Source organism: Njordella calcicola (assembly GCF_056494125.1).
Map to the genome: position 1 here is coordinate 2787426 of NZ_CM151396.1, position 23911 is coordinate 2811336.

Consider the following 23911-nt stretch of genomic DNA (forward strand, 5'->3'; position numbering starts at 1 on the left):
TCTCTTAGCTCTATGTAGTCTGGCCGTTGGGGAAATTTGGCGATTCTTGTTTTTTCGTCGTCACAACTGCTCGCGAGATGCAATGTGATCCGCTGTTTGTCGCTGTATGAGTGCGGCGAACAATGGCGACAGGTGACTAGGCATTTTCTAACCATGCCCCCTTCAATGCTGGGATTCGATAGTAGTGGGATTCGCTAGAATTCCCTGCATTTGGTATCCGATGGAATTCTGGCGAATCCCACTGCGCCAACTTGAGCATTGTTTCCTAAAGGGGCTGCCCCTACGGAGGCCGGCCCTATTGCTCTGTAAACATTTGGTTTTAGAGTCCGTCGGTACAGTCCGTCGTACGCAAAACCTTCAACCCGAAGTTTAAGTCTTGACGAAGCACGAGATTGTGGTTGAGCAAGTCCGCTTTTCTAACACTCCTTGCGTCACAAAAACGGTGCGGCGGCAATGAGTCTGTTAGGCGATGGTACTAGCTGATCCGACCTGATCACATCACGAACGGAAGAAGTCGCTCGTGCCGATTTTTCTTTTTATCCTCATGCAAGGCATCGGTCGTGGCAAGCAAACTGATTTCGCGATGTAGCAGGTTTGGCAAACGTGACAGGCGTGCAAAGCTGACCTTAGAGAAGCTGGAGTCTCGGGAGTTGCTTGCGGCTTATGTGGTTTCCGAAACCAACCTGCCAACATCGAATATCGATGAGCATGGTTTCTACATGACGCCTCAAGGGGTCGAAAAGCTTGGCGTTGGTTTGGTGGTTCCCAGAAGTAATTTTTCAGGCTTCATCGAACTAGTTGCAAGCCAAGGCAACTTGGGAGTGATCCGTGAATCGACTTTTCCGAATGGTAGACTGAATCACAATCTGTATTTGTTAAACATTCCCGCCCCGGAGCCACTGCAGCTTATCAACTACGGTGGCTTAACCAATGCAATTCAGTTCTCGCCGCCGCCAGGTGGCCTCGCTGGCGGATTTCCAGACGTACACTACGCAGTCTCGCAATATCGACTTTCGGGAGCCCTTACCGAATCCGTTGCGACGAGGGTGAAGTATGAAAATCAAAGCTGGATACCACAAGAGCTCCGTGAGGCTAATCCGGATTTCAATTACCCCGCAAGCTTCACACCACTAGGCTTTCATAACAATCAATTAATTTATCAAGGCCAAGTGAACTTTGACGAGGATAGCCAAACTTGGCAAAGAGGTTTATTTGTCATTGGTACGACTGATGAGATTATTCCGCTGGGCTTCTGGAATGTCAGCAATGTAGTCAATGAGTTCAAGTCTACGAGCGTTGGCTTTCTGTCATCAGCCAACGACCTAAGTCAAGGGCACGAGCTATTTGTTGGAACTAATCGTGTCGATATTAGACTAGGTGCCGCTTCGTCCACTCCCGGAAATTTCGTCGATGCTGGTGGAGGCATTGTCTACTTCACAGCGGACGACGGAATCCACGGTCGCGAACTTTGGAAGACCGATGGCACTCAAGCCGGCACGATCATGGTTACCGATTTGCGTCCGGGGCCTCAGAGTTCCAGCATCTCAAGCATGGCGTATGTCGATGGCAAACTTTTCTTCACTGCCGACGATGGCATTCATGGCAGAGAGCTATGGGTCACCGATCGCGATACGCAGACCGCGAGATTGGTAGCCGATATCAATCCGGGGCCTGGGCATGGCTTGCCGGACGAGTTCGGAGGCCTGATGTACTTCCACACCACAGCAGATCAGCTTGTTTTTTCGGCTGACAGCGGAGCCACGGGGCTGGAACTTTGGCGTTCAGATGGTACAGCATTCGGAACATTTCAAATTGCTGAGATGCGACCAGGTGCTTTAGGTTCCAATCCGAATCGCTATTTGCGTTTGTTTGGCGATACGTACTTCCAAGCTGACGCTGGGGACGGCCAGGGGATTCGCTACTGGCGTTTGAACATCGTTGATAATCAGCCCCCCACCGTCGCTCAACCGATCGCTCCCCAAACAGCGTTGATGGGCCAACCTTTCAGTCTGATCATTCCAAGCTCGACGTTCATTGACAACGATCCAGGCGATCAGTTGCGGTATTTCGCTCGCCGCAGTGATGGATCACCGCTACCAAGTTGGCTTTCCTTCAATGCGACGACTAGAAGGCTCGCTGGCACACCGCCTCAGAGTAGTGAAGGCATCCATGATATTGAAATCATCGTGCGCGATCAGGGTAATAACCAAGCTACCACTCAATTCCAGCTCACCGTTACAAATCTTCCACCGATCGCAAACGATGACAGTTATTCGACTCCGATCAATACGCTGTTGACCATTTACGCACCCGGCGTGCTCGTCAATGATTCGGACCCCAACGGCGATCCTTTATCGGTTGACCTGCTCGCCGGCCCCGTCAATGGTTCGCTGGTACTCAACGCCAACGGTAGTTTCACGTTCATGCCGGTAACCGATTTCGAAGGCAACGTGAACTTCAGCTATCGCGCATTTGATGGTGCGAATTATAGCCAGCCAGCGACGGTGTCGATCAATGTGTCTCAGCCCAATAGTCCTCCTGTGACGCAGGATGATTTTTTCTATGCCTATGCGAATCAAACTCGGGTGATTCCCGCGTCGCAAGGTGTCCTGGCAAACGATTTTGATCCAGACGGAGATGCGATGACGGTCGCTCTGCTGGACCCGCCCTTATATGGCCAGATGACGCTGGACGCCGATGGAGGTTTTACTTATACGCCTAACCCAGGCTTCGTTGGCGCAGACTATTTCTACTACCAAGCCACCGACGCTCGAGGCGCATCGAGCGTCAATTTTGCTTACGTGTTTGTTGTTACGCCTTCCACTCCACCCATCGCAACGCCTCAAGACTCTTATACGATCGGCGTTGGGCGACCGTGGTATTTGCCCAGCATTTACCAGCTCGCTAGTGATGCAGAAAGCTCGCTGCATGAACTGCGTTGGGACATCGGAAACGACGGAACGATCGACTTTATCACCACTTGGGAGGATAACGTCATTACGTGGTCGCAGTTTGAGCAAGCTGGACTGACGGGCAATGCACCCTACAGCGTTCCTGTCAGTCTGATCGCGGTCGCATTCCACGTCGATATCGATGGCAATTCCGAATTTGAAGTCAGCGAGCCAGCAGAATTTCAGCTCCATGTGCTGCCCGCGCCTGACGTGGTCTTCGTTCATCCTGATAATCATTTTGAGTCCTACAGTGGAGTTGCTACACCCTACGGCGGATACGGAACGTCGATCGGCTATGATGCTTTTGCCGATATCCAAAGGGCCATCGATGCCGTCGCTGAAGGTGGCTCGGTCCGTATCGCTCAACACTACGGTTATTACATCAGCCCAGATCCAGTGAATCCTGAAGCGGTTCCGAGGATCGCGAATCACGGCAAGGAAGTTACTATCGAGATCTTGGATGAACCGGGAACGCTCTATCAAGTCAGTATCCATGGTGGCGAAGTGGTGCTCGATGAAGCGGCTACATTGCGCATTCGCATCCGTGAAACATTCAATCCCGGCGATGACTTGATTGCGGGATTCGACTATGACGTCTTTTACATTAGCAGCGGCTTAACTCTGGATAGCACCCAGTTGGAGTTGTTAGGCGATAGAACGTTACTGCCCAGCGACGTCATCAAGCCAATCGAGGTCTCGCCCGGATACTCGTTCGACGGTTGGCTGGGCTTCGGGCTGAACGGACAATTTGATGGACTCCCAGCCGGCAGTGAAGTCAGCTTTGGTGATCGTAGCTTACTGGTGAATTACGACCGACCGGAGCCTTTCTATGGCCCTGATTTTTGGTCGCCGGGGAATCCTCATTCGCTAGTGCTAACGGTTCCCAACCAAGTCCCCAGCATTGCTGCTCCAACGACACCGCAGATCATTGATCAAGGTAGCACGGCATTGATCTTTGGAAGCTGGAGCGATGCTGAGGACAACCAATGGATTGAGATCGTGGCCTTCATCAATGGAGAAGCGGCTGGTGATGTCACCGTTTTCGGACAAGATGCCAACGGCGTCGGCGGTTGGCAATGGACGTTCGCGAACGTTCAAGAGGACGCATTGGTCCAACTCGTAGCCACCGATTCGAGCGGCTTACAAGCGACGGCTACCTTTGAGCTGATCGTAGAGAACGTCGCTCCTACCGTGCGTTTCATTCGAAGCTCGAAGTCGGCTCAACCGGGCGACCAGCGGACCTATGAATTCGAAGTCATCGACCCTGGCCAGCACGACACGTTTGAGGTCAGCTTTATCAGCGCCGGTTTCGCGGGGACCGTATCCAACCTTGACTTTGATAATGTAACGCGACGAGGCACTTTTGATATAACATTTGCGGATGATTTTCAAGCCGGCCGACTTCACTTGCAAGTCGAAGATGCGCATGGAACCCAAAGCAATGTCGCTCAGCGTGATGTCAGTCAAACCTATTGGGAAGTCGACACCAATTTTGGCAACAATAGTTTACTAGAAGTTGCGTCACCAGCTTCCAACGCTGCTTTTGTGACGCATCGCGACGGAACCGTGTTCATACTTTCTACTTTGAACTCCAACACCGATTCTCTGTTGGTTGTTACAGCCTTTAGCTCGGATGGTGTAGCCAAAATCGACTTTGGAAATAGTGGCCGTGTTGAGCTGACCGCAACCCAAATGGGCCTTACCAATTTCCTGAGCTCGGAAATGCTCGAGATTAGACTTCAAGGCCAAGATCAATTACTAATTTCTATTTCGAGACTGGAGTTTGCTACCAGCAAGACACGAGCGGTTCGCATCAGCGTGACGGGGCAGGTTGATGCTTCGTTCGGGCACGATGGTATATTTGCCGTCGATCTCCAAGACGGCCATCGAATTTCAACAATGGAAATCGATCAGAACCAACGCATTCTTTTGGGGGGCTTCAATCGCGTTGGAGTCGATCCAAATGGCTTTTTTCTGAGCGATTGGTCAGTTCGCCGATTCTTAAGAGACGGTATGCCTGATGTTAGCTTTGGCATTAGTGGTGAATCAATCATTCGGACCAAGAGCCAACGTACGAATTCGGTCGAGTCCCTGGCGATTGATAACGAAAATCGAATCCTGGTCGCAGGAAGAACCGCCAACTCTGCCACAATGGTCCGTCTAAATGAAAACGGAGACCAGGATCAGACCTATGGTATTCAGGGTGAGGCGATTTTCAACTTCCCACAGCCGTTTGACCGGTCCTTACCGACATCACTGCAAATTGACAGCAATGGTGCAGCATACGTCTCAGGATTCGCTCTAACGACTTCAGGAACTCAGCGGTACTTTGTGGCTAAATTCGATTCGAGCGGTTTGAGCGATAATAGCTTTGCAGAGTCTGGATTATTCTTGGACGACGCAGGCCAACTCGGGCAATTCAGGCATGGAGCTATCGATGCCGATGGAAGATTCTTTGGGTTGGGTAGAAAGCTTGACCCCGCTCTGGTAGGTAATTTCGCGATGATCATGCTCGCGGGATTCGAGTCTAACGGAAATCGCATCGGAAATTTCGGCAATGGTGGAGAGTTTCTGGAATCGTCGCTACCAACTTCATTGGTTTTCGATAGTGACATTCGTGTTCAAACTGATGGAAGTATATTGATTCTTGCGATCGCAAGGGAGGATGTGACGTTTATCAACAATGCAGTAATGTTCCGCATTGTTGAAGTGCCAATAGAAAGCGGTTTAAGATTTCGTGGCGATGAATCGGAGTCGAGCGATAATGATATAACACTTGTCGATCTCGACTCCAATCGTGTGATTCATAACGGCGTCGAGTATGATCTGGCGGAGGTCACGGAATTCTGGATCGATGGAGGCGCAGGAGCTAATCGGCTGCTGGTTCGAGATTCGAACTTTGAAAGTATCTACGAAGTTCACCCCACCGATCCGACGCGAGCCACCATTCGCACGACTGCTGGCGTCATCATTCACCTGGTGAATATGATCGCAGTCGATTTCGATGGTGTGCCGATGGTGACTGTGAATTTGCCAGCCAACAACGAGATCACCATCGAGAACGGATGGAATTCCGTTGCCACTCTCGAAGGCGATGAAGCTGGCACTCTATCCGCTGCAACGATCTCGGGTACGACAGGCGGAAATACCTTCACGCCGATCAACGTCTATCGCGGAGGGAACTTGATTGTCGATCTATCTGCGTCATTAGGCGATGACACGGTCATTGTGAATTACAGCGTCGATCTAAACGCGGTGCAGTACTTGTTCGTTGACACTGGTACCGAAACGAATGATGTGATCATCATTGAAACCTTAGTGCAGCCTGCCGCACCTCCAGCAACGCCATTTGCAGGCATCCAACCATTCTTCGGTGGTCTGGGCGGCGGTGGATTCGAAATCCTACCCGGTGGTGGTTTCGCCGGTGGCATCGGTATGCTTGCTGGCCTTGCAGCTCTTGCTAGCAACAACGTGCAGGTTCCAGCACAAGGTGTCGTCGCCAATGAAAATGGGATTACGGTTCAACCCGGCGCAAGTTTCAATGTGAATGGCGTCATCGATGGTGACATCCAAAATGATGGTACGATCAGCGGCACTGGCACTGTCAATGGAGATTACACTGGCGCAGGTGAGATTCGTCCTGGCAACAGTCCTGGAAAACTAACGATCAACGGCGACTTTGTTTCGAACGGTCGATTGATCATCGAAGTCGACGGAAATCAGCCTGGCATTTCGCATGACCAATTGGTAGTGACTGGGACCGCGAACGTCACCGCCATGCAGCTAGAAGTCCTATCTAGTTATGTGCTGCTGCCAACCGATGTCCTACAAGTCTTGGTCGCTGGCAGTCTCGACGGGCCGCTACTAGCCCAGCAATTGCCAGCCGATATGCATAGCGTCTACACGACGAACAGTCTTTCGCTGACGAACACGCCACTGGCCACGATCGATCAAGTGATCATCGGCAACGGTGCTGCTCAACGCTCGATTGTCAAACAGATCGAAGTTTCCTTCCATGGGCTGGTCGAGTTTTCGAATCTGATGGCCGCAAATCTTGAAGAGCGGCCTTTTGAAGTTCGACGCCGAGGTAGTTCAGCGGGCGGATTGGTCGACTATGTCGCTCAGACCCAGCAGATCAATGGTCGAACCATGGTCACATTGGTCTTTCAAGGCAGCCATGTCGACTTGGGCGGATCGCTCCGAGACGGCAACTATGATTTGATCGTCAAGTCCGAATTGATCAGCGTCAATGGCCTGAGCTTGGATGGCGATAACGATGGCATCGCGGGCGGTGACTTCTATTTTGGCCGCACTGCCGAGAACGATATCGTGGCCACCGATAACTTCTTCCGCATGTTCGGCGATACCGATGGCGATCGCGATGTCGACGCTTTTGATACGGCTCGCTTCAACGCCGCATTCCAACTTTGGAGACAAGGCAGTTGGACGCCGATCAGCTACATGTTTGACATCGATGGCGATAACGATCTGGACATGTTCGATACCACTCACTTTAACGCTCGTAGACGACTTAACAACCTAGGACTGAACTAAATGCGTATCATCAAGCTTCCCGTCATCGCGATCTTCTGTTGTATATTGAGTTCAAACGTGCAAGCAGGTTTGATACTCGGTTTCTCCGCTGACAATCAGACTTCTACATTGAATGCAGTCGTCGGTGAAGAATTCGTGGTGCCGATTTACATCATTCAGACAGATGCTGAAACGCGGTTGTCGCAATTTGGGCTGTCATCGTTTGATCTTAAAGCCAACTACCAACCGGCCAGCTTGCAGGCGGGCATCAATACCATCGCGGCCAACTTTGATTTCCTACCCGACATTGATACGACGGTGGCAGGGACGATTCGGCTGAGCGGAACAGCAGGCACAGCTTCTCGCGGCCAGAACGCAACGCTGCTTGGAACGCTGAGGTTTACGCCGCTGGTCATTGGGCAAACGACGATTCAGCTTGTCGATTCGAATCCAACCATCGCTGGTCAAGATTTTATCTTGGATGACGGCACGTTGGATAACTTCTTTGATTTTACGAGTATCGACGATCAGCTTTTTGGCAACGATTTTTCGCGCAGTTATAACTTGCAAGTCAACGTGTCGGCGATTCCTGAGCCTTCGTCGATGTTCCTGCTGGCAAGCGGCGTTGGATTAGCGGTTGGACGAAGAAGCCTGGGGCGTTGGCGCAAGGGCTTCTCTGTGAATTGAGAATCGTATTGACTCGCGGTTGTGACTTGGCGTTTCAATTTGCGTTTGAAATAGTGCAGCATGTTTGCGCGTCAAACGGTACTATTCTAGGTTGTTGGTTCACCCAGCGTTGTACTGGTACTGTTTGCTAATTTATTCTTCGGCCGTTGAGCCGATTGGCGCTTTGGTATTGTCGGAGATCTCGAACCCGGTCGGCTTTTCTGTACCGTTTGCGAATTACGCGGCTAAGGCCTTGCTAAACAATTACTGTCCGTAATTATTTATTTTGCCGGGTGTATTTCGTAATTCCATTCTCCATGGAATTTATTCCGATGAATTATAACTTCTGCGAGCTCCTCGTCGGTAACCTTTCGAGCTTTCTCGTAGGTCTTTCCATCTATCCATGCATGCACCTCTAGGCCGGTGGTCGTACGTGTGTTGCCAATGAGGCTTACAACAACCTCTAGAGTTTCAAGAGGAACTCCCTGCCAATTGCGGGTTATGTGGCAAAACAGTTTGTGTTCAATTTTGTTCCACTTGCTTGTGCCGGGAGGATAGTGGCAAACTTCGATGATCAGCCCAGTAGCATTGGCCAATTTTTGTAACTCGGTTCGCCAAAGTCGTGTGCGCGGGCTATTACTCCCGCCACTATCGGCTGTGATTAGTACCCGCATGGCTTTCGGGTAGCTTTTGGAACCCAGCCGTTTCCACCATCTACTGATTGCCGATACGGCAAACTCGGCTGTATCGCTGCTAATACCAATCGTCACGCCTGCTTCATTTCGCCCAATATCATACACGCCATACGGGACTGCCTTGCCCAATTCCTTATCGGGAAAGTCGTGCGTCTCGACTTTGATCGGATCTTTTCGGCGTCGGTACGTTTTCCCTGCGTTTTTCAGGTTTCCCAAGACTTCTTTCTTTTTCGTGTCAACCGAAATGGTTGGCTGATGCTTCTTCTGAAGTAGGACTATTCGCTTTGAGATGAATTCAAACTGCGCATTTCGATCTGGGTGTTGATTGCCTTCGATGGTCTTACGATTCGCCTGAAGGCTGTAGCCAGCCGCCTTGAGCAGTTGGCCTACCTTCACACTGCTGACCTGAAATCCTTGCCGCTGCAATTCAACGGCAAGGGACTTGGTGCTTTTGCATGTCCACCGAAGAGGGGACATCGGATCGCCGCGAGTGCCGGATGAAACGAGTCGATCCAAAGCCTTTTTAAGTTTCGGCTGTTCAACCTCCCGAGATTTACGACCGGCCCCCGGTTGTCTTTGTCTGTTGGAGGATGCTGCGTTGGGATCATCGAGTTCGAGAATGCCGCGACGAATAGTGCGTTCCGAAACCCCCGTTGCCGCAGCAACAGCAGAGATTCCTCCCCAACCCAAGGATCGCGCTTCTGCGGCTGCCCATCGACGACGGGCGCGTTCATCCAAATCCGCTTCAATTGCGGTATACTTCTGTGCGATCCATGTTATGACTTGTGCATCCGGCATACCCGAAATCATCGCAAATTTTAATCATCGGAATCAACCCTAATCCGGACACTTATTGTTTAGCGAAGCCTAAGTGGCGACTACTGCTCCGTGAGAGACTCCCAGATCCTTGGCAATCGCATGAGGACTCGTGCTACCTTGACGTATACTCCTGATTGCTAGGGAACTTTTCCATTGCTAGTTGATGAGTTGCCATACAGTGCACTTCGACGTGCTTCTAAGCAAAAGAAACGCGTAAGATGACTGCATCAGCCACTTTACTTCAGCCTGTACCGTTTAAAGCGCAAATCATCAGTACCGTTTGGGCGCCAAGTGACACATGTTTCCCATTATAGAGCTGGCCGCCGGATTTTGGGTTCCTAGAGACCGATAATCGCAAAGGGCTGGCACAAATCATTTATTTCGGCCCTCCGGGCCTGAGCGAAAAGCTGCAGATGCAAACCGCGGCCGAACCGGCCACGGCAGCAATTGTGACAAGCCTGCGGCTTGAAGTTGTAGCGACCATAGCGCACCAAACCTATTGCGACACGTTGGGGCAAGTCCAAGGGTCGCTCAGAGCGCGTCTTGGAAATGCGTTAGCGACCAGCTAGTTAGACGGTCGTTCGATGTTCCGGCATTGAATTGCTTGTTGGCAACTGACACCGTTTGGCTCACATGGGCTATCCAGGTTTTCTTGGAGCCCCCCATGAGCTCGACTCATGGGTGAATGAGTTTTGATGTTAGCCCGGCTGCGCGCAGAAGGCGTACTCGAAGGGCCGCTAGCAAGCTCGAAAACTAACGTTCTGCTGGATCAGCCAAACAACTTCTGCCACCAAGATTTTTTGACAGGTTTTGGAGGCGGTCGCAAGATCTCCATCCGCTGAGTGGAATCGCTAGATGATTTTCGATAAACGGGTACCGATGTTGATGGACGCTCTGGTTCATCGGAAAACTCAATCTGCAACATCAACGCGCCGATTTGAATAATCTGCCCCGGCATCAACACCGCGGTTTGAATCCTTCGGTCATCAACGTAGGTGCCATTCTTGGAGTCAAGGTCCTTAATCGCAAGAGACTCGTCCAAGTTCAAGTAGAATTGGCAGTGCGTGCGACTGACCGAATCATGATCAACGCAAACTTTCCCGCTCGGGTCGCGACCGACTGTAGCTGGCGGCACAAAAGTCCATTTTGTCCGTTTGAGTCCTTCGACATGATTCTGCAAGACAAGTTGATAAAGCATGAGCTTGGCCCTCGGGCAGATGAGTAATAGACCAATGGCAGTTCCTGGACCCAGTCACCATTGTAATCAATAACATGCTCGCGTGTGGACGCTTACAGCCAATCGATCAACTAAGATTCGCACAGCGGGATAATGGTGCTGGTCGAATTGAGCAAATCTTCGATCGTGACACCGGCAAATGCGGCCTCCGTCGCCGCATAAGCTTTGTCCAGTTCCGCATGCAGGGGACACAGCTTTTGATGAGACTTTAAACCCAGTGGGCAACTTCGGATTCGTTCAATGGGACCGACGGCGTTGACCACATCCAGAATCGTCAAATCGCCTATACCTCGTGCTAGTTCATACCCGCCGCCTGGCCCCGGCTTGGAGTGCACCAGTCCATGAGCAGCCAGATCCTGCAGGACACGCGTCAAGTAACGCCGAGGCACTTTCGTCTCTTTCGCCAGAATGTCAGCCGATACCGCTACGTCCTGACGACTGCCCATGCAGGCAATGGCTCTCAATGCATATTCAGCGGTCTTGGATAACATGATTTCTGGCTATTTTCAACGAAAAACTAATTCTATACATTGACATGCAGATCCATGTCCTGCACGCTATAGGTAGCTTAGCGTAACATATCCTTCGGACCATTGAAAACCTCAGATAGCCGTTACTTGAGATGACTGTTTTCAAAATTATCGCCCTTGGTTGTTTTCTGCTTGGCGCTCTTGCTTGCCGGCTCCATGCACAAGGGGACTTCGAACGACCGCCGATCGACTACTTGAATACTCAAGTCGATGACCCGGTAGCAAAATTGTCGCATCGGCTAGAAGCCGGAGACATCACTTTGCAGTTTGATGACCAGTTTGGATATTTGCCCGCAATCCTTGATGCGTTAGAGATTCCGTCCAGTTCACAGGTGCTTGTATTCTCTAAGACCAGCTTGCAACTGCATCGTATCTCGCCGCGGCGTCCGCGAGCTTTATACTTTAATGACGAAGTTTACGTCGGTTACTGTCAAAAAGGAGACGTGTTAGAACTCGCTTCCAATGATCCTAAGCAAGGGGCAATCTTTTACACCCTTGAGCAATCTGACGTAGAGGCTCCGAAGTTTACACGAGATCGCGGTGGTTGTCTGACTTGCCATGCATCCAGTCGCACGCAGAATGTGCCAGGCTATCTGGTTCGCAGTGTATTTGCGGACGCCGCGGGCCAACCCAAGCTAGGCAGTGGCACGTTCACCACGGATCATACCAGCGATTTTCGCGATCGATGGGGTGGTTGGTATGTCACTGGCCAACATGGGAGTATGCGGCATATGGGGAACTCGGTTGCTCGACGAAACGAACAGCAGTTCGACCGCGAGACCGGAGCGAACGCAAGCGATTTGAAGAACTACTTTGATCCCTCCAAGTACTTAACGCCGCACAGTGACATTGTGGCGCTCATGGTCCTGGAGCATCAAACGCAAATGCATAACGCACTGATTGCCGCGAACTATGAAACTCGACAAGCGATCCATCAGTCGTATCAGATGAACGAGATCCTCTCACGTCAGGAAGGTTACTTGAGCGACAGTGCCCAGCGACGGATCGACGCATCTGTAGATCGCATACTACGGTACGTGTTCTTATGCGACGAGTTTCCGCTGACAGATCAGGTATCCGGCTCAACAGATTTTGCGCTCCAGTTTACTGCGATTGGGCCGCGTGACAAACAAGGTAGATCGCTGCGCGATTTTGATCTTCAAACGCGGTTGTTTCGTTATCCATGTAGCTACTTGGTGTATTCACCATCATTCGACGCTTTGGCTGCACCGCTGCTTTCGAGAGTCCTTGTTCGTATGCAACAGATACTTGATGGAACGGACGATGATCCCCAATTCGCTCATTTGTCAGCAGCGCAACGCGCCGACATTTTAGCCATCTTGCAAGCGACCAAACCTGAGCAGTTCGCTGCGGAATAAACCATTCACTGTTCTATTTTGGCTTGTAGAACCTGCTTTAGACGGTCGTGGATGGCTGGCGTGCAAAGACGAAACTGATGATCAAGATCGCTAAGATGCTGCCTATTGCCAGCAATTCCCAAAGCCGAAGCTTGTACTCAGAACGGAACTGAAGCTCAAGCTGGAGAGGAGCGTTTTCTGCCACTTGAACACTTCGGCTGAAACTGTAGACAATACCTTCTTCTGGCACGCTGACGACTAAGGCTTGTGGTGCTGGTTCTGTTGTGCGTTGGTGTTGTACCAATCGACCTGCAAGTTGTTGCAAGGCTGCATTATCTTCGTTTGTATTGCCAGCCAAGAGTTGGCTTAGCTCCTGAGGTCGGAAGTTCAGTTGGTCTTGCTGCAGGATCGGATTCCGCGCGGCAGCTTGTCGCATCTGAACATTGTCCCCCAGCTCCGCCTTGCCCAAATCAATGTCCAGGTACAAACGTTGACGCCTTGTGTTAAGCCCCACGATTGCCTGCTGAGTCTGCAAGTTTTCTAGCTGCACTCTGGCGTCTTCATTAGAAGCGGAATCAAGTGCATTACTGTTTGCTACACTGCTCAACGCGCGTTGGGCCTTCGATTGTTCACCATCCTGCAGAAGTTGAGTGGCTTGGGCGAGCATTTGCTGAGCCTTCAGCGTTTGCGTTTTGCGCTTATTATCGACATTTGATAGGTAGAACGACCGGTCGTAGATACCACTTCGGTTCTTGTGAATAAGCTCCAAGTTTCCATCGGCACCGATCAATTCAAATCCAAGGGGCGCCATGACGTCCCATTTCATGTTTTCAAGCGGAACATTTAATAGTGGGCTGATCAGCCTTAATTTTTCCATACTAGTACCAGCCGAAAGATAAATGAAACGCACATGGGCATTTCGATCGTCGATGCCTGGCAAGATATAGAATTGCCAAGAATTAGTCGAAGCGTTCTGCCGAATCGAGTGTACGCTTTCGCCGTTTACAAAGATGTTAAACAGCTCGCCTCCCTCGGGCAATGTTACGGTTAGACTACTGCGCTGTATCACCTCTATGGTAACGTCCACAGCCGTTAATTGGTCACCGGTAGGAGAGAGGATGGTTGTCAGCTTGCCCTCGGTAACACGCAGTTTCAGCGAGTCGGCTAACGAATGGCGGATTGCCCGAACGGCTAGGGGCGTTGTTGGACTGACCGCTCGCAACGACAGCGCTGGAGCAGTGCGATTTCCAGTGTCACGCAACGCAGGTGGAATCACATTCCAATCGGCTGGCTGCCAGCCCTGTGTCATTTTGCCGATTTCGATTTCCAGCCTTCCGCCGGTGCGGACGGCAACGTAGTATGCGATTTGTCGCGACTCTGGAAATCCGACTACCGACAATGTCTCGCTTTCATTGACTCGTTCGCCACGACGTTCATATTCGATTTGAAATTGCACGCGACCGATCACCCGTTGCTTAAACTGCAACTCCCAGCGATTAGATTCAGGGCTTGTACGCACGAAATCTGCAACGGATTTCCCATTAACTCGAATCGTTTTGACCTCTTCTGCACTGGTAATCGGCAACACTACGGGCAGTGTTCGGATAGAAGCGTTTTGTACTTCAAAGTTGGCGATGATAGTCGAGCGAGTCTGGCCTTCACGCAGCGTAACTTCGTGCAACACTTCGCCTGTAATCCAAGCTTCAAGTTTCTCAATGCCTAACACCAAATCCCATTCGCGTTGCAGCAATCGAAATGCAAGCGCGCCTTCAGCTTGACCACCCAATGATCGAGGGTCAATTTCCGATATGCTTTGTCGCACGACAGCCCGCAGTCTCAAGCCCCTCATCGGTCGCACTACTAGTTCGCCGGTCTGTCGATCAGCTTCATTGACTTCGAATCTTGGAACAGGCCAATCTGCAATGTCATTTGGCGCGGCGCCGATAAGAGTGAGAGAGAACGCTTGAGTTCCTATCGTTTTACCATTTAAGTGCATGATTATTTGCGGACCGTCCTCTTGATTGCTTTCAACCCAGTGATGCAACGCACTGCCGGAGAGCGATTCGACTTCCAGGCCTGCAGGGAGAGGGAAACTGAGTTGGAACAATCCAGTTCGAGCTATCTCTACGTTAAAATTTACATTGAGCAAGATGCGTTCGTCGCCGATGGAGATTGCTTGTTTGCTGAATACACGCACTTCTGGGGTTACCTGGGCGACTCGCACGCCAATGTCACCACGAACTGCGCCGTATCGATAAACACGATGCAATACCGCCTGATCATTTTTGGAAAGATTAGCGTCAAAGTCGCTGAGGCTAACCATCGAGAGTGTAGATGAATACACCTTCTCTGGTTGAGCATCCGAAGCGAATGCAACGCCTATCAACCCGACTTCGCCACTCGCAGAATCGACCCGAAGTGGACTGAGTGTCAATTCCGTCGGGAGAGTATTTAGACTGCGTTGAGTCTCAATGATGATGTTGGTGTTCGTGCTGCTTGCGACTTCCATTTGCAATTTCAGTTGACGACTGTCGGCGTCAAATTGCCACATTGTAATTGGCCCCTCCACGGTGCTGACGGTCAACATGTCCGGAATGTTAACTACCAACTCATTGATTCGCCCCTGCGCAGTTCGAATGTCCAGACGATGACGCCCATCGACGACGCCAGGGCCAGGTATATAAAGATGTGAACCTTCGACGAAAAACTGAGTTTCCTCTATCGACAAGTCACGTGATTGGGGACGTAATACGATGGGAGCATTGCTGGAACTCATTAGCAGTTTGGCTCTCGTTACCGCTTCGCCGTCATCCATTGATTCGATGCGTACGGCGGCTAGGCAGGTGACGTCCCAGGCCGCTTGGTCTAATTGCAGATCAACTTCATGCAGAGTCGACTGCCCCGTCGCAATAGGTATCCCTTCACTCGGGTTAATCGCTTCCAAGCGGTACTCGAACTGTGCAGCGTAGCTTTTGCGCTGTCTATCCTTTGTCTTCCTGCCAGAGGCCGCATCATGAGCTTCGTCGGTAGCTTGCGGTTCCTCTTCACTGACGGGAATAGTAATAACATAGGTCAGTCCTCGTTCTGGGACGATTGCTTTGCTCAAACGCAGGGAGTCTCCTTCAAATTGAGTTAGGACGGCGGGAGCTTGTAACAGCATGAAGCGATCACCTGGGACACCAGTGACTTGAATCGTTCCTTTTGCTGTCAATCTCGCTTCCTTTGCGACGACGTGCCACTGCTGGCGAAGAGTGTCTGCTGGTTTAAGATCATCATTAGCGACTGTTGATTCGTTTGCATGAGCGACAGAATTGGTCATAAGTGAAATCGCACCCAAACAAAATGCCCACATGAGCGAGTTTGAGACGGCCGCACTATGTTCGCTGTTTGTTGCGTCGGCTGTTGGCCGTTTGGCGAAATTTGTACTTCGTTTACTGCGAACTTCCTGCCACCAAGTTTTGACGGTAGGTGCAAGCAATCGAATCAGTGTAATTGCAGCTATCAGAACAAAAAAGGCAATCGCTCCACTGGGGTGCATCAATATGCCGACTAGCAGCAACGCGAGACCAACAGTACAAAAGAACCGACTAGCGAGCGAAGCCCAGGTTAGCCTAGCAACGACCAGCGAAAATAGGCTGCCTGCAATTAGTCCAAACCCAACCCATGAGATTGGCGCCCTCCATGCGGGCACGTTCTTAACCTGTAAATATATCATTTCGCGGGCGGCTAATACTGGCACGTTTAACTGCATTGGTGTTGTACGATGCAGATGTCCCAATGCATCCCAGGCTGCGAATCCCGCGATGATGATGACTGCGGCAAAGCTAAGTATGCCCAGAAGTTTCACGCTGCGTCGATTTGCGAAAAACAAACCGCATACGGCCAAGACGGCACATGCGAGCACGGGGAGTAGACCGCGGTTTGCTAGCCACATGAACCCTGTTGGCCATAACACGGGCTGAGCTGGCTCTACGGTACCGGCCTTCGGCAACAAAACGTAATTCTCATCGCCTTGAACGTTCCAAAGTGTTTTCAAGACGGGGGAATCAACGGTCGGCAATGACATCTGGACATTGCGTTTATCAATCGCAGGTTTTCCAAGCCGAAGGGCGACTTCGATCGGCGCGTTGGAATCTGCAGCGCCTGGAAGCGGTATCAGGGTGTCGCTACCAGATTGACGGGCCGTTACTGGTTCTCCGTTTACTGTGACGGCCCACAGCCTAACTGGCTCTCCCGGCAACTGTAGTCGCAGCGCACGTTGCCCGCAAGATTTTACATAATACAAAATATCTGTTACCAACTCGCCATCAGAAGAAACTCGACTGTTCGCCTCTGAGAATTCAACTACTTGGCTGGCAGTTGTACCTGGTTCATACCATGTGACCTTTAGTTTTAAGTCGAAGGGCCGTTCAGTGTACTGCCATGTTCCTAGTGAAGGTGCAGTGCTAAGCAATCGAAATTCGCCGGGCAATTCAAGCGCGTCCAGTACTAGTAACTGCGGCGATACCAACAATGGCTCGATTTCGATTTGCACTGGGCTAACAATTTGAATAAAGCCACGATCCCCTTGAACGTTGAGCGGTGTAACGACTCCGGCTGAAAACGATGCATCTGATTCTGTCGGCTTTTCTTCAAAGGTAATCAGCAAGGTGTATGGTCCAAGCACAGCTTGATGGAGTGTAATCAGCAGCTTATCTCCCTCGCGTCTCCAAGTGCGAATGCCTTGGCCATCCACTGTCACGTTCCCCAAAGACACTGGTACCGAAAGTTGAAAGTCGGAATTGGGAGCACCTGTCACCAAGTAGTTGACCAGCGCGCTGCCGTAAATTGTCCCTTGGTTAAGTGAATAGAGATGGAAAATATCGGACTGAATGCTCCGTTCTAAAATTTCGATCTGCATCGTCGCTGACCAACCCAGTTCGCGCAATCGAAACGCTTGCTGCAGATTGGGCAACGGTTTTGGAAAGTAAGAAAGTGGTTTTTCCACCAATTGTTCAGTGTTCTGCGCGACGATTCTAAACCCGGGTGTCCCTACAATACCGATGTCTCCTCGCACACCTTTAGCCTGTGGGAACGTAATCTGAGGCAACAGCCATGGACCAGCGACCGTCGCTTCACTCTTCTCAAGTTGAACGCTGACAAGTTGTCTTCCTTGTACATCGCTGTTGAAAACCAATTTAAGACTGCGTTGTCCGTCAATTAACTCAGTGTCAACGACGTAGTCTGCTATATTCGCGCCGATTACTGACACAACGGAATAGTCACCGGGCACGACAATATCCCATTCTCGAATGGCCGCTTCACGAACGTCTAGTTCAATATCCGCATTGATAACTCGCTCCGATTCTGAGAGTTGATAAACTAGCAAGGTATTGACGTTGACTTCCGGCTGGACTCGGTCAGCAAGAAGCGTGAAAGAATAGTCTGCGCTCGGGAATCGGTACACAAACGATTGTCGCGATTGGAGTGTTTTACCTGGATACTGATCGGGAGAAAGTTGAGTCAGCCCTTGTAGATTCGCGGCGTCGATTCGCACAGATCCAATATTAGAAACACGCAGATAACCAGAGTGACGAATAGTGTCGACCGGTCGCAACCTCAGACCCTCTACCCGAACGGGAAAAGTTGCTAAAGGAGTTTGGCTTAGGATGCGAATACTGCTTGCATTGGAAACTGGCTGACTGAGTGAGATCTCAAGCGATTTCTCAGATCCCTCGCTATGGATCTTCCAGCCGACAACCTTGTCTCCAGCAACGTCAACGATTTCGCCAGGACCAACTAGCAGAATGCTCAACGCCTTCAACTGTCCCTGCAAAACTTGATACGTCAGATGGTGGTCCTGCCGGAGGAGCCCAGTTCCTACTTGAGCTTCAACTCTAGCGGTTGTCGTGAAGAACAGTTTGCCTTCGCTGGAATTCTGCGCGGCCTTCCATTGCAGATGAACACGGCCCGTTGCCGGTAAGAATCCTCGCCAAACACCATCTTCTGGATGAGGTACAATCGCCTGCGGCTCGCGTCGAAATTCGATTTCAGTTGCAAATCCATGCAGCGTCAGTGGCACAACAGCACTGGCGGCAACCGTCAGATCGATGCCATGCCAACCAGTGTCCAGATGTGTTACACCTGCAACGAACTTCAGTTCAATTGGAAAGTCACCAACGGTCGCGAACACCAAATCATAAGCAAGCCCAAGATCAGTATTGACAAGCTCAAGTCGATAGTCCTTGTTGTTTGGCAATTCACTGAAGGCTGCGTTGCCAGTTAACACTCGCAACCTCGCGCCTGCCTCTGAGACCTGCACGCTCTCGTTCAAAGAAAACAGGACAGACTGGTTGTTCTTAGCGAGTTCGCCAACCAATGTCGCGTTACGCAATACGATTGGCTCGGGGGCCGTACCGTGACGGTCGACGCGCATAATGATTCGGCCGCCGCTTGATGTCTGATATTGATTATGCTCTACACCCAGCGGTACGAAACCATCGGTTTGGATCACTCGACCAGCCAACTCTGGGGCAAAGCTGATATCGATGTGAGAATCGAAACCGATTGATTTGCCCTTTGCAAAATGCAATAGTTCGACTTCGGCGGGCAATCCAGCAAATTCTGTTCTTACGCGAACAACTGCATTGGCAACCAGTTCATCCAATTGCGGTCGCGCATCAATGTAGTTCAACTGCAAGTCGAGAAACTTATCTTTTCCTTTACTGCGCACTGACCATGCATCAATCGCGTCGCCGGATACACCAACAACTTCTCCTGGACCATTCAAACCTACCGATACGGTGGCTGGCGTGCCTTGGACAACCCTGATGGCAAGCTCGATCGACTGCTCGATAACGTTTGAGTTCACCTGCACATTTGCTTTAGAGTTGACCGAGTATAGGAAAGCAGGCTCTGGCGGTGGAGTAGCACTGAAAACGATGGTCGGAGATGAAGCGCTGGCCGTTACGGCGTCCAGTTCTTGTGCGAACGCTAAAGGGGTGTTGACGAATACCAAGAGACAATAGATGCTCAAGCGAGCGACAAAGGTTAAGAGATTCATGATGTTGTACGCTGTGACTTGAATTGATTGATGGTTAGACATTTTTGTGCGTGTAAAATTGCGTTATCGCTGGTTTTTCTTTACATGGGTTCCGAGAATGGGTTTGGCTATCGCTCGGATAGCTGTCTAGCAGTATTGATCATGTATCGCAATTGTTGAACGCGAAGAGACGATTCAAAGTTAGATGGCAGCGTGGACAGCATCTCGCTGAGCGATTGGAGTTCAACATACTCACCTACTGCGTCACCCCGAAGTTTCGCGGCAAAGAGCACTGCGGCTGTGGAGATTCGGAGCCGTGCATTGGATTGTTCGATACGAAATGGAGTGGCGTCGTGGGGAATCGGCCAACGACGTTCGACCATCATTCCGGTTGATAAGTCTTGGAAACGAACCGACACAGAACCGATATCACCATACCCGTCCGGCTTGGGTTCGAAGTGGTACATCGCAACTCCCGATTCGGCAGCAGCCATTTCAGCAGCGTCCACTTGGTCATTGCGGAAATCTTCTTGCTTCAACAGATGTTTTTCGAAACCAAGAAGTTTGTAACGCTCGACTCGTTCTGGATTGAATTCAATTTGGACTTTGACGTTCTTTGCTGATGGGCGTAGCGCACCGGCGATCTGTACAGCAAAGCTTGAGCTGGCATCGTCGGCCGAGTCCAACACGTAATACCGTCCATCGCCTTGCCGAGCCAAGGCTTCGAGCACTTCATCGTTCAAGCCTTGTGCGCAAATACCCGCTGCATCAAAAGCGATACCTGCTTTACGCATATCAAGTACCAGTTGAGATAATCTATTGGGATCAGCGTCCCCCAAATTTACGGCACCATCAGTCAGCAGCACAATCCGATCTTGGAGGCGATTTGCACTGTCAGCAGGCGCCTTCTCGATAGCTTTTTCGATAGCTAGTCGAAGCGCGGCTTCGATGTTTGTACCACCTTCACTTGGTAATTGCTCGACCAGGTTCACCAGATTGGACACATTGGTACCGCTCACATTCTCAGCTATTAAGCGTGGCGTGTTCGCAAATCCGATTAATGTTACTTGATCCTGGGGAGTTAGCTGCCGTGCAAGTGCTTCGAACGCTTGGCGAATCGTTTGCTTGCGGTCTGGACGAGCCATCGATCCTGAGTTATCTAGAAGCAGCGTCAAGCGCAGAGGAACATTATTGGGACGACCGGACGCTGCTGTGCGCATGGAGACTCGCATTATGTTTCGTTGCAGCATGAAAGGATGGATCGCTTGCTCCACCTGACAGGCTACGTGTTCATCATACGATGGCAAAGGATCGAAGTAGTCGAACGCATTGACGAACTCCTCCAAACGAATACTTGCAGCGTCGGGCAGTTGACCGTTGGAGATTGCTGCTAGTGCGAGCTTGAAGGAGACGTCGCTGACATGCAACGAAAAAGTCGAAAAAGGCTCGCGCGAGGTAGAAACTTCCTCCAGCCGCTGCTCGGATGGCTGCTTGCGTCCCATGGAAGCCTGAAGTTGTGCTCGAGATTGAAACGTCGCAGGCATGTCTACCGATTGCCCCGCAGCCGACTCCTGAGCATTCTTCAGCTCGACGTTCCCTTGACGAGGTGCCGGACTTTCTCGCTTCAAATCCTTTTTTAATTTCTCCAACTCCTTGAGTAGGAGCTTTGTGCTGGTATCCAAATCAGCATTGGCAAATTGAGCAAGCGTGTCATCTTCAATCCGCATATAGCGGTCATCTAATTCGCCAGCCAAACCAGGAGTTGGCGGGACGCCCGACTTAGATGCGTCGGTTGAAGACAGCCCATTTGCGTACCAGTTCAAATCATCACCTAGAGAAAATCTCGCGACGTCTTGTTCGCTCGCGATGTCGTTAATGCTTGAAGAACGGTCAAGGTGATCATTGAGACCTAGACGCCTTTCTTGACTTTCTTCTCCATGTAGTTCTGGCAGACTGGATTTCGCCGTTCGAGGTCCTTCCACGCGTGCAGGTTCGCTTCGTCCAGTGCGAAGGTTTTTTGTATTAGACGCAGCCGATAGTCCTGGTTCTACTGCTAGGTCGGCAAGTACAGCGGATGTAGAACCCTCCATCCGAGTCCCAGCTCCATTGCTCGGCAAGCCCCCGTCACCGTATCCGCCACCGTATCTTCCGCGATCTCCAAAGCCTCCGTTCCCGACGCCACCAAAACCAACGCCGCCGTCTTGAGAAAAATAGAAAGCGTCGATCTGAGACGATTGTCCATTGCGGTCAGAACGCCGCAGGTGACTAGTGTCTGGGACGAGCGGCCTTCCTGCCGAATCTTGACCTAAGGGCTGCGAGGGCGCATAGTGCGGTACATCCTCATGAAGGTTGTATCGCGGGGTAGAAAGCTGTTGTGGCAACGGCTCGGCGATTGACGCAGGGGAGGGACCACCAGCTATCGACAAATTCTTGCCGGGCGTCATAGCGGGGGAAGCTGGAAGAATATGTAGAGAATCAGGACTGCCCTTGCGTTCGTATGCATCGAGAACTCCGGCGGTGATATCAAGTCCTGCGATTAAAGATCCTCGCTGCATTTGATAAACGCCGATGCATACGAGCAGACATGCGGCAAATGCAAGTGCTAGGATGCCCGTCTTCCAACTCTTTTGCTGCAACAACGGCAAGGCAATCGAGCTGGTCCGCGCAGATTGAGGCTGTCCTAAATTAGAACCGTCGCCGCCAAGAATTTTCAAGAGCGATTGACGTCGACCGTCCGACAACTTCCACTCCACCCAGTTGGCTGTCTCGGCTTGATTCTCAGAACTCCTGTTAACTATGATCTGACTGGTATCCATGACCAAGAGTGACGCATGCAACAGCTTCAGTTGCTCATACGAGGCTGCCAGCCTCGGTTGCTCGGCAAGGATTGCTTCCAGTCTCGCTCGTTCGAAGTCCGACGCTTCGCCTAAGACTAAAGCTGTCAAGCGGACTTCCAAATCGGGGGCATTGCCATCAAATATTGTTTCGTCGTTCATTTTGCTTCATCAATTCCCGGTGGTCGTAACTGGCCAGCCAAGCGCTGCAAGATATGATGCAGTCGATAGCCCACATTGCCGATTGACAGGCCCGTCCGCTCGCTAATCTCGCGATACTTAAGTTCTTCAAAGTACTTCAAGCGAATTAACTGTTGATCATCCGCTGATAGCTTTCCTAAAACCTCGCGCAACTGAAAAGTGGTCTCCAATCGCGACATGACTGCGTCTGGCGCCTCTTCGCTATCGCCCAAAGTAGGTTCCAATTGCCTTTCATCGCGATGCAACGTCTCACGCTTCCATTTCCGCAAATAGCTAAGTCCTCGATTACGAACACACCGATACAGCCATGCTCGTGGAATCTCCACATGGTCCGATCGAGCATGAAGCTCAAGGAACACGTCTTGCACAATCTCTTCTGCCACTGCGCGCCGACCTGTCAATGAATAGGCGAACCGCAACAGGTTTCCTTCTTCATTTTCGAAGAGTATATGCAATGCAGTTCCCGACGGCTTATCGTGTGTTTCGAAAGCCTCTTCCCGATGATCGTTAGAATTCGACGGCGTCGGATTCAACATGAACTCATTCTGCCGAGTGTTATTTTTGTAATTTGACCCTCTCCATCCCTAAATAGATCCGTATGATCGCGTTCCTAACAGATAAGACTCGGAGCATGGAAGTTTCTTAGCCTTCGACACAACAAATCCTTAAAATTTTTGAACATTGGTAGTTAGCTGAGTTATAGATACTAGATCGATCTTACGTCCGACCGAGCCCACGAACGCGTCACTTTCAGCTCCATTTGCGGCGGCCAAGGTGCTAGGCACTAATCAGCGATTATAGCAAACCTTCTCTGAATTCGGTCCGTACTGTGATGTCATAGAACATGCAGCGTGCCTTGCATCTTTCTCACCACAAGAACTTTGGCAGCCGGGTTTGTCGGGCCCTCGCATGTAATAACATTCAGAGCACGTACTGAATCTGGTTAATTGTGGGCGGATGCGACCTGTGTAGTATCTCATGTGCCGTACCGCTACAAAAGTCATACTTATTGGGCGCAATCTTTGCTCAATGGATGGTGAATCGTCAACTGCCACATCGGCAAAGA

General features: G+C 50.9%; 9 protein-coding genes. 3 read left to right on the plus strand and 6 right to left on the minus strand.

Annotated features, from left to right (window positions below; all coding sequences use genetic code 11):
• The first annotated feature begins 560 nt into the window (after window positions 1-560).
• Both SH302x_RS10440 and SH302x_RS10445 read left to right on the plus strand, forming a co-directional pair.
• The gene (locus tag SH302x_RS10440; protein WP_479368655.1) at window positions 561-7505 is read left to right on the plus strand and encodes an ELWxxDGT repeat protein; all 6945 of its coding nucleotides are present in this window, start codon (window positions 561-563) and stop codon (window positions 7503-7505) included.
• The gene (locus SH302x_RS10445) at window positions 7506-8171 is read left to right on the plus strand and encodes a PEP-CTERM sorting domain-containing protein (RefSeq protein ID WP_479368656.1); all 666 of its coding nucleotides are present in this window, start codon (window positions 7506-7508) and stop codon (window positions 8169-8171) included.
• Window positions 8172-8431: 260 nt separating this feature from the next.
• Here the strand turns inward: SH302x_RS10445 and SH302x_RS10450 are convergent, their stop codons facing one another.
• From SH302x_RS10450 to SH302x_RS10460, 3 genes are all read right to left on the minus strand, one after another.
• Window positions 8432-9643, minus strand: coding sequence for an ISAzo13 family transposase (locus SH302x_RS10450; protein WP_479369234.1), 1212 nt, complete (start codon window positions 9641-9643; stop codon window positions 8432-8434).
• 790 nt (window positions 9644-10433) lie between these two features.
• Entirely contained in the window at window positions 10434-10862 is a 429-nt protein-coding gene (locus SH302x_RS10455; RefSeq protein ID WP_479368657.1) for an FHA domain-containing protein, read from the minus strand.
• A gap of 110 nt (window positions 10863-10972) precedes the next feature.
• Complete coding sequence (locus SH302x_RS10460) at window positions 10973-11392, minus strand: RrF2 family transcriptional regulator (RefSeq protein ID WP_479368658.1); 420 nt, start codon at window positions 11390-11392, stop codon at window positions 10973-10975.
• A gap of 131 nt (window positions 11393-11523) precedes the next feature.
• Here SH302x_RS10460 and SH302x_RS10465 point away from each other — a divergent pair, with 131 nt between their 5' ends.
• Window positions 11524-12810, plus strand: coding sequence for a hypothetical protein (locus SH302x_RS10465; RefSeq protein ID WP_479368659.1), 1287 nt, complete (start codon window positions 11524-11526; stop codon window positions 12808-12810).
• Window positions 12811-12847: 37 nt separating this feature from the next.
• On the opposite strand, the gene SH302x_RS10470 is transcribed toward SH302x_RS10465, so the two are convergent.
• The 3 genes from SH302x_RS10470 to SH302x_RS10480 all read right to left on the minus strand — a co-directional run bounded on the left by SH302x_RS10470 (window position 12848) and on the right by SH302x_RS10480 (window position 23381).
• Complete coding sequence (locus SH302x_RS10470; RefSeq protein ID WP_479368660.1) at window positions 12848-19873, minus strand: hypothetical protein; 7026 nt, start codon at window positions 19871-19873, stop codon at window positions 12848-12850.
• Window positions 19874-19938: 65 nt separating this feature from the next.
• Window positions 19939-22806, minus strand: coding sequence for a vWA domain-containing protein (locus tag SH302x_RS10475; RefSeq protein ID WP_479368661.1), 2868 nt, complete (start codon window positions 22804-22806; stop codon window positions 19939-19941).
• Complete coding sequence (locus SH302x_RS10480) at window positions 22803-23381, minus strand: RNA polymerase sigma factor (protein WP_479368662.1); 579 nt, start codon at window positions 23379-23381, stop codon at window positions 22803-22805. The genes SH302x_RS10475 and SH302x_RS10480 overlap by 4 nt, the downstream gene beginning before the upstream one ends.
• Between the last annotated feature and the right edge of the window lie 530 nt (window positions 23382-23911).

Excerpts from the sequence above, each read along its gene's own strand:
- SH302x_RS10465 (WP_479368659.1), top strand. The coding sequence starts at position 11,524 with ATGACTGTTTTCAAAATTATCGCCCTTGGTTGTTTTCTGCTTGGCGCT.
- SH302x_RS10475 (WP_479368661.1), bottom strand. The coding sequence starts at position 22,806 with ATGAACGACGAAACAATATTTGATGGCAATGCCCCCGATTTGGAAGTC.
- SH302x_RS10450 (WP_479369234.1), bottom strand. The coding sequence starts at position 9,643 with ATGCCGGATGCACAAGTCATAACATGGATCGCACAGAAGTATACCGCA.
- SH302x_RS10455 (WP_479368657.1), bottom strand. The coding sequence starts at position 10,862 with ATGCTTTATCAACTTGTCTTGCAGAATCATGTCGAAGGACTCAAACGG.
- SH302x_RS10470 (WP_479368660.1), bottom strand. The coding sequence starts at position 19,873 with ATGTCTAACCATCAATCAATTCAAGTCACAGCGTACAACATCATGAAT.
- SH302x_RS10460 (WP_479368658.1), bottom strand. The coding sequence starts at position 11,392 with ATGTTATCCAAGACCGCTGAATATGCATTGAGAGCCATTGCCTGCATG.
- SH302x_RS10480 (WP_479368662.1), bottom strand. The coding sequence starts at position 23,381 with ATGTTGAATCCGACGCCGTCGAATTCTAACGATCATCGGGAAGAGGCT.
- SH302x_RS10445 (WP_479368656.1), top strand. The coding sequence starts at position 7,506 with ATGCGTATCATCAAGCTTCCCGTCATCGCGATCTTCTGTTGTATATTG.